9 protein-coding genes are annotated in these 12,803 nt (G+C 28.5%); 8 read left to right on the top strand and 1 reads right to left on the bottom strand.

Annotated features, from left to right (window positions below; all coding sequences use genetic code 11):
- Positions 1–4 precede the first annotated feature (4 nt).
- From GGR97_RS09550 to GGR97_RS09515, 8 genes are all read left to right on the top strand, one after another.
- A complete protein-coding gene (locus GGR97_RS09550; protein ID WP_167898292.1) occupies positions 5–1,519 on the top strand; it encodes an SIR2 family protein in 1,515 nt (504 codons plus the stop codon).
- 78 nt (positions 1,520–1,597) lie between these two features.
- On the top strand, positions 1,598–2,323 hold the full coding sequence (locus tag GGR97_RS09545) for a type IV toxin-antitoxin system AbiEi family antitoxin domain-containing protein (protein ID WP_167898291.1): 726 nt from the start codon (positions 1,598–1,600) through the stop codon (positions 2,321–2,323).
- A 7-nt stretch (positions 2,324–2,330) separates the two neighbouring features.
- The gene (locus tag GGR97_RS09540; protein ID WP_167898290.1) at positions 2,331–3,839 is read left to right on the top strand and encodes an ATP-binding protein; all 1,509 of its coding nucleotides are present in this window, start codon (positions 2,331–2,333) and stop codon (positions 3,837–3,839) included.
- 3 nt (positions 3,840–3,842) lie between these two features.
- Positions 3,843–6,980, top strand: a complete 3,138-nt coding sequence (locus GGR97_RS09535; protein ID WP_167898289.1) for a type I restriction endonuclease subunit R — start codon at positions 3,843–3,845, stop codon at positions 6,978–6,980.
- A gap of 88 nt (positions 6,981–7,068) precedes the next feature.
- Entirely contained in the window at positions 7,069–10,743 is a 3,675-nt protein-coding gene (locus GGR97_RS09530) for an SIR2 family NAD-dependent protein deacylase (protein ID WP_167898288.1), read from the top strand.
- A gap of 264 nt (positions 10,744–11,007) precedes the next feature.
- Positions 11,008–11,178: a phosphate ABC transporter substrate-binding protein gene (locus GGR97_RS09525; RefSeq protein WP_167898287.1), complete on the top strand. Its 171-nt coding sequence runs from the start codon at positions 11,008–11,010 to the stop codon at positions 11,176–11,178.
- A gap of 398 nt (positions 11,179–11,576) precedes the next feature.
- On the top strand, positions 11,577–11,873 hold the full coding sequence (locus GGR97_RS09520; protein ID WP_167898286.1) for a hypothetical protein: 297 nt from the start codon (positions 11,577–11,579) through the stop codon (positions 11,871–11,873).
- 25 nt (positions 11,874–11,898) lie between these two features.
- Positions 11,899–12,348 (top strand): beta-barrel fold lipoprotein, encoded by a 450-nt coding sequence (locus GGR97_RS09515; protein WP_167898285.1) that lies wholly within the window; start codon positions 11,899–11,901, stop codon positions 12,346–12,348.
- A 106-nt stretch (positions 12,349–12,454) separates the two neighbouring features.
- On the opposite strand, the gene GGR97_RS09510 is transcribed toward GGR97_RS09515, so the two are convergent.
- Positions 12,455–12,803: hypothetical protein (locus tag GGR97_RS09510; protein WP_209272354.1), on the bottom strand; the 349-nt coding region annotated here is incomplete at its 5' end.

Genomic DNA, 12,803 nt, shown 5'->3' with positions numbered 1-12,803 from the left:
TAATATGAATATAAAAGATTTTATAAGTCAATACAGAAATCATCCTGTACTTTTTGTAGGGACAGGTTTAAGTAAGAGGTTTTTAGAAAAGTCATATTCTTGGGATGAATTATTAAGCTATATATCTTTTGAATTGATTGGTAGTGATGAGTTTTATTTAGACATTAAAAACAAATGTTATTATAATGGTAAGTATAATTTACCTAAAGCAGCATCATTATTAGAGAAAAAATTTAATGAAATATTAGAGGGTGATAGAGATGGTAAATTCAAAGAAGTAAATGACTTATTTTATCTGAAGATGAAAGAAGGGATAAATGTTAGTCGATTCAAAGTTTATGTATCTCTTTTGTTAACAAATTATAGTATAAATAAGGATAAAAAGGAAGAATTTGAGCTCTTTAAAAAAATAAGAAAAAACATAGGTTCAATAGTTACTACTAATTATGATAATCTAATAGAAAGAACTTTTGAATTTATGCCTTTGATAGGAAATGATATTTTGTTAAGTAATCCGTATGGTTCTGTATATAAGATTCATGGATGTGTTTCAAGTATCGATAAAATTATTATAACTGAAGAAGATTATAAGGATTTTGAAAAAGAGTATGAATTGATTAGAGCACAATTATTATCTCTTTTTATTCATAATCCAATAATATTTATTGGGTATAGTATAGAAGATGAGAATATTAGGAAATTACTCAAGACAATTTTTACTTATGTTAAACCAGATACAGAACAGGCTATCAAAATTAGGAGTAATTTTTTATTAATAGAGTATGAAGAAAACTCGGTTAATGAGATAATTACAGAGCATGATTTTAATATTGGAGATTCTACAATAAGAATTAATAAGATAAAGACGGATAATTATTCAGTAATATTTAAGTCTTTATCAAGTATACATCTTCCAATATCAGCAATGGATATTAGAAAAGTACAAGGTATTGTTAAGGATATTTATACAGGAGAAAGTGCTGTTAAAGTTAGTATTACTGAGGACTTAGACTTATTAAATAATGGAGATAAAGTTTTGGCTATAGGTTCTCATAAAACTATAAAGTATGAATATCAGACAGTTGGTGAAATAATAAATAATTATTTTGAAATAATAGATGAAGCAAATTATCAGCTTTTAAGTTTAATAGATAAACATAAAATTCAATGCAATCAATATTTCCCTATTTATGGTTTTTCTTTAATTAATGAGGATGTAGTTAATATAGAAAAATTAAAGAAACAACAGTTAACAAATATTTCTAAAGCAAATGATGCTGTCTCTGAGGTATGCAAGGTTAATTATGATGAAATTGACAAAATTATTGATGATGAGTCAATTGCAAAATCAAATAAACCACATACTATATTATGGAATGTACTTAATAAAACAATTAAATTAGATGAGTTAGAACAGTTTTTGAAAAGCTATCCTAATGAAGATAAAGATTCTAATTATAGGAAACTATTGTGTGCTTATGATTTAGTGAAATATAATTCAGAATATGTTTTAGAATAAAAGATTAAATCAATAAATGTCCAGTTTTTTAATTAAAAAACTGGACATTTTGTTTATATTTGAAATAGAATATAGCATATGAAAACTACTGATTACATTGCGGGTACCATCAACAAGTTTCCTAAAGGATATGTATTCACCTATGAAGACTTTTTACCTGAGGTAAAAAGTAAAGAAGCTACTATAAAAGCTTTAAATAGAATGGCTAGTAGTGGTAAAATAACCAAGTTGTCTAAAGGGAAGTATTACAAACCAGAACAAACAGTATTTGGTACTTTGCCTCCTGAGCAATATCAGGTAGTAAAAGATTTACTAGAGGTAAACAATAAAACCATAGGTTATTTAACAGGTTTAAGTGTCTATCACCAATTAGGATTAACTACGCAAATAAGTAATACCATTCAAATTGGTAAAAACGAAGTAAGACCTGCTTTTCAAAGAGATCGTTATAAGATTGCGTTTATACGTCAAAAAAACACCATCACTAAAGACAGTATTCCTCATTTACAACTCTTAGATGCTATAAAATATGTAAAGAAAATACCAGATACTACTGTAGCAAAAGCTTGTGTTCGGTTTATGGCTATCTTAAAAGAAAAATCATTAGAAGAGCAAAAAACAATTGTTCGGTTGTCTTTAAAATATCCTCCTTCTACTAGAGCGTTATTAGGAGCTTTGTTACAAGAAATAGGAGCAAATACTTATTTAGAAAATTTACAAGCTTCTTTAAATCAGATAACAAAATATAAAATAGACGGAGTCAATCAATTAGTAAGCACCGCAAATAATTGGAATATAGAATAATATATTAATGAAAGAACAACATAACATAGAGTTTAAACAAAAATGGCACGATGATTATTTAAAAACCATTGTAGCTTTTTCTAACACCCATGGAGGAGTTTTGTATGTTGGTAAGAATGATGATGGAAACGTTGTAGGGTTAGAAGAGTCTAAAAAATTGTTAGAAAGTATTCCTCAAAAAATTCAGAATAGTTTAGGCTTTCTATGTGAGGTAAATTTGCTATCAGAAGGAGATTTGTCTTTCATAGAAATTATCGCTTCAGCTTCAGAAATCCCTATTTCATTAAGAGGTAGATATTATTATAGATCAGGAAGTACTACTAAGGAAATGGTAGGAGCTCAGTTAAATGAGTTTTTATTAAAAAAGTCAGGGAAAACATGGGATAGTATAGAAGAGCCAAAAGCTACTTTAGATCATATAAGTACTAATGCTTTAGTTGCTTTTAAAGAAGATGCAAAGCAGATTGCTAGAATACCTAATACAGATAAATTAACAGATAAAGAATTATTAGAAAAGCTAAGGTTGTATACTATTGATGGATCCTTGACCAGAGCTGCAATAGTTCTTTTTGGAAAAGACCCCAATATTTTTTATCCTAATTTAAAAATAAAAGTAGGAAGGTTTGGAAAGAATGATGCTACTCTAGTCCATGAAGATGTGATTGAAGGAAATTTAATAGAAGCTATTGCTAAAACCATTTCTGTTTTAGAGACTAAGTATTTAATTAGAAAAATAAGTTACCAAGGAGTTGATAGAATTGAAACAGGAGAATATCCATCTATAGCTATTAGAGAAAGTTTGCTTAATGCTTTGGTACATCGTAATTATTTTAATCCTATGGTGCATATAAGTGTTTATAACCATAAAATTGTGTTTTACAATCAAGGTAATTTGCCTAATGGTTTTTCTGTACTTTCTTTAAAAGAAAAACATGCCTCTGTTCTTAAAAATCCAATGATTGCAGATATATGTCATAAAGCAGGGTATATAGAATCTTGGGGTACAGGAACGCTAAAAATATTTAATAGTTGCAAAGAAGCACAACTACCCGAACCTGTTTTTGAAGAAAAGGATGGCGGTGTGTATGTAACTATTTTTAAAAGTAATCAAGAAGGTACCCAAGATAGTAACCAAGAAGGTAATGCAGGTGACGATGTTAAACAAAAATTTAGCTCTTTACTAGACAACATACATGCAGAGTCAAGCCAAAATATTACTTTTTTAAATAAATATAGTTCTGAAGTTTTAAAAATATTTCAAGAAAGCTTTCATATAACTTCAGAAAAGCTTCAGGAAAGCTTCGGGAAAGCTTCAGAAAAACAATTGCCCAATACCGTTTTAACTTTAATACTTGTTTTTGTAGTGCCAGGAATTAAAGCAGAAGAAATGGGTGCTATACTAGGAGTTTCTGATAGAACGATACAGAGTTACCTTAAAAAACTGAAAGAAAATAACTTTATAAATAGAGTTGGAGGAAGAAAAGAAGGTTTTTGGGAAGTTAAAAAACAAAAATAAGCTATGAAATTTACAGAAGCACAGCTAGAACAAGCCTTTGTACAATTGTTATCAGAAAAAAACTATCCTCATGTGTTAGGGACTACATGGGTAAGAGGAGATAGTGAAGTGTTGATAAAACAAGACATGGTAGCTTATTTGTTGCAACAATATAAAAAGGAAGGTTTAACCATATCAGAGGCAGAAAGCATTGTTAGAAAATTAACCTCTTTTTCTGCTTTAGATTTGTATGAAAGTAACAAATCTATCATGAAAATGGTGGCAGATGGTTTTGCTTTTAAAAGAGAAGATCCCAATAAAAAAGATGTTTGGATTTATTTGATAGATTTTACAGAAGCCAATCAAAACACCTACAAGTTTGTCAATCAATTAGAAATTGTAGGCAAAGAAAAACGTATTCCCGATGGTATTTTATACATCAACGGAATTCCTTTGGTGGTGTTTGAGTTTAAGTCTGCAATTAGAGAAGAAGTACAGCTAAAAGAAGCCTACGATCAATTAACCATTCGTTATCGTAGAGATATACCAGAGTTATTTAAATACAATGCTTTTTGTGTGATTTCTGATGGAGTAAATAATAAAATGGGATCCTTTTTTGCCAAATATGATTTCTTTTATGCTTGGCGAAAAATAGAAGGTACTGAAACAGATGTAGATGGAATAGATAGTATGTACTCCTTAATTCATGGTTTGTTTGACCAAGATAGGTTAAGAGATGTCATCAAGAACTTTATTTACATGCCCGATAGCAATAAACATGAATTAAAAATTGTTTGTCGTTATCCACAATATTACGCAGCTAATAAGTTGTACGATAATATTGTGAAAGAACAAAAGCCTTTAGGTAGTGGAAAAGGAGGAACTTATTTTGGAGCTACAGGTTGTGGTAAAAGTTTTACCATGGTATTTTTAGCTCGTTTGTTAATGAAAAGTACTCATTTTGCAAGCCCAACCATTATTGTTATTACAGATAGAACAGATCTAGACGATCAGCTGTCAGGTCAGTTTCAAAATGCAAAAGGATATGTGGGAGACAATCATATTATTAGCGTAGAGAGTAGGGCAGAGCTTAGAAATAAGTTGCAAGGACTACAAAGTGGAGGAGTGTTTTTAACCACCATTCATAAATTTACAGAAGATACACAGTTGTTAACGGAAAGAACCAATGTAATTTGTATTTCTGATGAAGCACATCGTAGTCAAACCAATTTAAATCAAAAAGTAACCGTAAGCGATACAGGAGTAAAAAAGACGTTTGGATTTGCTAAGTATCTACACGATTCTTTGCCTAATGCCACCTATGTTGGTTTTACAGGAACACCCGTAGATGCTACGCTAGATGTGTTTGGAAAAGTGATTGATGCCTATACCATGACAGAATCTGTAAAAGATGAAATTACGGTAAAAATTGTATACGAGGGTAGAGCTGCTAAAATAGCATTGAGTAGTAGCAAACTAAATGAAATTGAAGAATATTACAAAGCTTGTGAAGAAGATGGAGCTAATGAATATCAGATAGAAGAAAGTAAAAAAGCTTCTGCTAAAATGGATAGTATTTTAGGAGATCCAGACCGATTAAAAGCTTTGGCAGAAGATTTTGTGAATCATTATGAAAATAGAGTGTTAGAAGGTAGTTCTGTAAAAGGAAAAGCCATGTTTGTTTGTAGTTCTCGTTACATCGCTTATGCGTTTTACCAGGAGTTGATGAAATTACGTCCAGAGTGGAACCAGGTAAAAATAGGGGATGAAAATGTAGAGTTATCTGAAAGTGAGCAAAAGAAAATAAAGCCTATTGAACGTGTTAGAATGATTATGACACGTGGTAAAGATGATCCTGAAGAATTGTACAATTTATTAGGAACTAAAGACGATAGAAAAGAGTTAGATAGACAATTTAAAAATGAAAAATCAAACTTTAAAATAGCCATTGTAGTAGATATGTGGTTAACAGGTTTTGATGTTCCTTTTTTAGATACCATTTATATAGATAAACCTATACAACAACACAATTTAATTCAAACTATTTCTAGGGTAAACCGTAAGTTTCAAGGAAAAGAAAAAGGATTGGTCGTAGATTATATTGGAATTAAAAAGCAAATGAATTTGGCTTTGGCACATTATAATAAAGCCGATAGTCAAAATTTTGAAGATATAGAAGCTTCCGTAATTGTGGTTAAGGATCATTTAGACTTGTTGCAAAGGCTGTTTCATAAGTTTGATGCTAATTTGTATTATACAGGACAGCCTTTAGAACAATTAAATACACTAAATAGAGCTGCTGAATATGTACAAATAACCCAAGAGGTAGAAAAACGTTTTATGTATTTGGTAAAGCGTTTAAAAGCGGCTTATGATATTTGTGGAGCAGGAGAGTCTATTTCCACTCAAGAAAAAGAAGTTATTCATTTTTATTTAGCAGTACGTTCTATTGTCTTTAAATTGACCAAGGGAAATGCTCCAGATATTTCGCAAATGAATGCTAAGGTACGTGAAATGATTAAAGATGCCATTGCTAGTGAAGGAGTAGAAGAAATCTTTAAAATGGGAGAAGAAGACTCTGCCGAAATAGATATTTTTGAAGATAATTATTTAGCTAAAATTGAAAAAATAAAGCTACCCAACACTAAAATAAAGTTACTGCAACAGTTGTTGTCTAAAGCCATTAGCGATTTTAAAAAAGTAAACAAAACCAAAGGAATAGATTTTTCTCAGAAAATGAAAACGTTGGTAGATAAGTACAACGAACGTAAAGAAGATGATGTTTTGGATAGTAGGGTTTTAGAAGATTTTACGGATGAAATTATGAATTTGCTTGAAGCTTTAAAGAAAGAAAAAGAATCGTTCCAGGATATAGGAATAGATATTGAAGAAAAGTCCTTTTACGATATTTTAAAAGAACTCGCTACCAAGTATGATTTCACCTATCCTGAAGACAAATTATTGTCTTTGGCTAAACTGGTAAAAAAGGTAGTAGATGACAAAACAAAATATACAGACTGGAGTCAAAGAGATGATATTAAAGCAGAACTAAAAGTGGATTTAATTATTCTTTTAGCAGAAAATGACTACCCTCCTGTAGATAGAGATGAAGTTTATAAAGAAATATTTGAACAAGCCGAAAATTTTAAGAAGTATAGGTAAAGATAACTTGTTTTATAGAATGTTGTTTGCTGTAGTTCTAACAGTAAGAAAATATTATAGCCATTACTAGTGTAAAAAGACATTATAGATGATAGATAAAATACCACAATCTATTAGACCATATTTATTAGAAATAAGTGAACAATTATGGTCTAATCACGCTTCAATTATGATTGGTTCGGGATTTAGTAGAAATGCAGATAAGAAAGACTCAACATGTAAAGATTTTCCAGACTGGAATATGTTGGGAGATATATTTTATGAAAAATTATATGGTGAAAAACCAACGTCTAATAATAATTATTTAAATCCTTTAAAATTAGCCGATGAATTAGAGTCAACATATAGTAGAACTGTATTAGACACATTATTAAAAAAAGAAATTCCTGATCTAGAACATTCACCATCCGAATTACACTCTGAAGTATTAAACTTACCTTGGTCAGATGTGTTTACAACAAATTATGATACACTTTTGGAAAGAGCAGCGAATAAACTATCTGAATATAGATATGAGGTTGTTCAAAATAAGGATGATTTGATTTTATCAAGTAAACCGAGAATTATAAAACTACATGGTTCATTTCCCTCTATCAGACCATTCATTATAACAGAGGAAGATTATAGAACTTATCCCAAAGTATTTTCGCCTTTTGTCAATACGGTTCAACAGTCTTTGTTAGAAAACACCTTTTGTTTGATAGGGTTTTCAGGAGATGATCCAAATTTTCTTAAATGGATTGGTTGGCTAAAAGATAATTTTGGAGAATCGAATACTCCTAAAATATATTTAATAGGGATTTTAAATTTATCAGAAGGACAAAAAAAATTATTAGATAAAAGAAATATTGTTCCAGTTGAGCTATCCTACGTAGAAGGAATAGAAAAAGGAGATTATTACAAAGCATTAAAATTTTTTATTGAATTCCTTTATAGCAGAAAAGAGGATAATGATTATTTAAAGTGGTTAGATAAAGACTTTAGTTTTATTAATCTTAAAGTTGAAGAATTAAATGATGCTTCAGTAATTCTAAAAAAAATTAAGATAATTATTAATAACTGGAAAATTGAACGATTAGAATATCCTGGGTGGATTATTACTCCTAGGAATTTACGAGAAAAATTACAAATGTACACATCTAGGTATATTTTTTATATTGATAAGTTGAAGTTGATTGATTCTAAATATGCTTTAGAGTTTCTGTATGAGTTTAATTGGAGATATAATAAATGCTTGATTCCAATATTTGGAAATCATATTGATGTATATGAAAAAATATTATATGAAACGAAGGGTTTAATATATGTTACCGATGATAATTTACATAAGGAGATGTGGTTTTCACTCCAATTAAATGTTCTAAGGTTTTATAGAGAAGAATTCTTGCATGATAAGTGGGGTACAACGAATACGTATTTAATAAACAATAAAGAGTTGTTTGATGAAAATCAATTGTGTTTTTTTCAATATGAAAGTTGTTTAAAAATGTGGTTAGAACATGATTATCTAGGTCTGAAAAAGGCGATTAAAGAATTTGCACCCAACATAAGTAAACCCTTTTGGAGAGCGAAAAAAGCTATGCTTTATGCTGTTTTAGGAGATTACAAAGAGTCTATATCATTACTTCAAGAGTCTTTATCTTATGTTAGAAATAGGTTAAATTTAAGTGGTAATGTTAAAGATGTTTATTTTATTTCATGTGAGTCATACATAATGTTACTATTGAAATTTGTGTATCAAAGTTATTCTTTTAAATCTGTTAATGAAAAAGATGAGAAATTAGAAAAAAACAATACGTTTTTTAATAAAAGATGGAACGATCTATTAAAATATAATTGTGATCCATGGGGAGAGATTAGAGATTTTGAGAGAATTCTAAATCCATACTCTGAGACAGAAGTTTTAAAAGAAGGTACCAATATTGAATGGAGGTTTGAAATTGGAAAAAAATCTAAGAAAACTAAATATGGTATACAAGATAATATAGTTAATCATGCTTATAGCTTTTTAAGATTTTCTGAAGAAATTGCAATTCCATTTAAGTTAGATCATTGTACGCTTGGGATTGAAACCGCTAAAATTGCATCAAAAATTATTAGTAAATACTCTCCAGAATGGTGTTTCTCTTTAGTTTTACGTATTGGAGAAGAGAAAACAATAAATAAATTATTTGATAGAAAATACTTAAGTACTAAGTCAGCTAATGAAATAGATTTAATTATAAATAATTACTTATCCATCTATAAAAAAATAGAAAATTTTTATGAAGGAGATAAATTAACATCTTATAAGAACTTAATTATAATTATTTTGAATCGTTTATGTGTAAAATGTTCTAATATTACACTAGTGTTTGTTTCAAAATTTTTAGTTGAAGTGTTAAACTCTTATGAAGACAGAAGATTAGATATTGTATCAATTTGCAAAACATTTGAAACGATAACTAAAATAAGTAGTAACAGAAATATTAATTTAATTTTTAGAGATGTTCTTAAAATTACTCCTGTAAGTGTTATACAAGAGAGCCAATTTAATCAAAATGCAAATGTATTCGGAAATTTTATTGATAGAAAAAAAGATTTAATTCTTAATGATATTAAGTATTCAAATTATAACATTGATGATTATTTTAAATCTTTAAATAATAAATATGCTTTTGATAGACTTATTAATTATTATACATTAGAAATACTAGATGATGCTGACGAAGATCGTTTGATAAACAAGTTATTTGATTCAAGTAATATTGACTCTTTTGGAATACCTAAGTCTCCTTCTCATTACTATAAGTTTGCTTTTTATAATTTATTTGAAGAAAAACGAAACAATTTACACTCTAGTTACAAAGAATTTTTCATAGATTTTAAAATAAAGATTAATGATGTTATAACTAGAGGTAAGAGTATTACTAGTACTAGTTTTTCAGAACAAGAACTAATTAACATATTAGGAATTAATGGTTCTTTTTGGGAATTAGAGCTATTAGAAAATGTTTTCTTCAAAATTAATAACTGGTGGAAAAGAGATAAAAGATATTTAAATAATCATAAAGAGGCTTTTGGAAGAACGGTGAGTGAAGATTTTGAAAATAGATTTAGCTATCTAATAGGAATCTTAAAGTTTGTAATAAGACCTAATTATAAAAAGTTTGAACTAGAAACAAAGAGTGAAATTGCCTTGTTAGTTAAAGATATTCAAGACTCACATTTAAATTGCTTAGACTTGAATATATACTATTATAGTACTTTTACCTCTTTGAAGAAAAAACAAGTCTTGGAGGATCTTTATGTATCACTTTATTCAACAGATTCAGTGAAAGTAGGAAATGCTTGTAGGGCTTTACAAGATATGATTTGGAATAAAGATGCTTTTGTTATTCAAAAAAGACAAGTGTATAAGAAACATATTGATGCAATATTCTCGATTATAAAAACTAGTTGTTTAAATTTTCAACAATACTATCTAGATGTAGTTACTCATATAATTAAACACAATTACAATATAATTAATATGACTAGAAAAGATGATCTAATGATTGCTTTAACAAGGCTTAAAGAAACTGAAATTGACAAAAAAGATTCAGCTGATATTGTAGGCCAAAAATTAGTTGTTTTAAAAACAGTAAGTGCTTTAGTGTATGAGTTAAAAAAGAAATATGATTTAACTAATCAAGATTATGATAAGATTTTAAATTATTGGATAAATAAATTTAAAAGAGATGAAGAGTTTTTGGATGTAAAATATTTATGGGTTAATAATTAACAAAGCTCATGATTGATTTCAGTTCTGAGCTTTGTTAAAAGAAGGTAAGTATATCTTCCTGCTTCAAAACCTATAAAAAACAGATAAGAGACATAACCATGTGTTTTATGTTTGGTACAGGAGATAAAAATATTAATTTTTGGATAATATTAATGTCTGTTATTTTGAAAATATCTAGTTTTATACATAAAAAAGATAGTTATGAAATATATAAATAAGATGAAAAATACAGTGTTTTAAGTATTCACTTAAAATTACTGTATAATGAAACAGTTTAAAAAAGCATTTGGACTTAATGAGTTTGGAAAAGTAGATTTTCCCACTAAAATGGGAGGATGTTCTTGTTGTTTTCCTCATGGTATTGATACACGTAATTCAACTAGAAATAAGAACAAACGTAATTGGAAAAACAGTAGGTTAAAACAGTGGAAATAAATAGGTTGATATATCAGTTGTTCTAAAAGCTAAACAAAACCTTAAGAGACATAAAGTAAATTTACTTTATGTCTCTTATCTGTTATACACAACATAACCATAGGTTTTAAGTTTTGTAGTGAGGTTAAGAACATTATAATCTTTATAATTTCCAAAAAATAGTTAGGTCTATTATTTTATAAATACATAGTTTTGTAAGTAGAAAAAGAAATTTTTAAAATATAAAGCGTTTAGCTTTCGAATTAGGTCTATAAAATCGCCAAATTATATAACCACCTAAACATTCGAAGTAGAACGCCCACGTTTTTGCGTGGGCTGTTCTTACTTGGGTGGTAGGTGTTTGGCGATACCGATAGACCAGTAAGAATTAGTCCCACGCTTTTTTTATACGTAAAAAAATGGAAAACAATCGCCAATTCAATCTTCAAGAAGTCTTAGTAAAAGAATTCAATTTTACCAAAATAGACATAGACCGTTATCAGCATGTAATAGACAATCCCAAAATCAGTCCTCAACTGATGAAATTGGTATTCGCTATACGTTCTAATCCTCGTAATTATCAATCAGAACTACACAAAAAGAACACGCTTTTAAAAGCTTGTAAAAATTGCAATAGGAATAATTACAAACCTAAATCTACTTCTAATCGTAGTTACCCTCAAAGTATTGGTAGTCTTATCAAGAAAAATTTTTAAATAATAAATAAATATGAAAAGAAAAATGAAAAAATTATTAATGGTATTATTGGCTAGTTTAGCTATTGTCTCTTGTGAAAAAGAAGATGAATTACAAACAAAAAATGGAAAGACAAATGACTTTGTTATTGAAGTTTCCCAATCAGGAAATTTAAATGATAATTATTATTTTTTATTTGGGCATAGCGTAGTGCAAAGTCAAGTAACCTTTGTAGATCCAAATGGAGACTCTAAGAAAGCAGGTTTTTTTACTAATTTTGAAGATTTACCAGAGGGAACTTATAAGTTTACAACATCTACAGATGAGCATTTTTTAATTACCTATACTCCAGGAATGTTGAATAACAATGATACTAGTGTTACCTGGAGTTTAAAAGTATTTAAAAATGGGGAGTTAATTTTTGAAGATGGAGGTATTCTAAAAGACGAAACAGAATTAAAACAAAGAATTCATAATTTTAATATAGAAGAATAAATATATTATAAGTTGTGTACTATGCTAAAAGGCAATAAAATCAAATAGATTTTATTGCCTTTTAGGTTTTTGTAGCTTATGAACATGAGGTATTATTAACACTAGATTATCTTCTTCTGTAGGTATTGTGTAATCGTTTTTCTTGCTGTTCGTAAGACAATAGTTTTTCAATCCCTTTTAAAGAATATTTTCTATTAATATCAGAACCTTTTATGTAAACTCCTTTTTCATCTGTGAATCCAATTCCTCTTCCTTTTTTTGTTTTAATTCCCATGTTTTTTAAATGAAATTCAAAATCCTCAAAAGAGTCAGATTGTTTAATAGCAGAAGCTATTTTTTCTTCCAATGGAAGAATTCTTGTATCTCCTTTAACAAAGACCTCTTGATTTTTAACTGTCTCTAAAACACGCTTTACTTGTCTTAATTTATATGTTTTTTCAATTTCTCTACAAAAA

Origin of the sequence: Wenyingzhuangia aestuarii, from assembly GCF_011927765.1 — a bacterium.
In the GTDB taxonomy this organism is placed as follows: Bacteria; Bacteroidota; Bacteroidia; order Flavobacteriales; family Flavobacteriaceae; genus Wenyingzhuangia; species Wenyingzhuangia aestuarii.
This window is presented reverse-complemented; position numbering and strand designations above follow the sequence as displayed.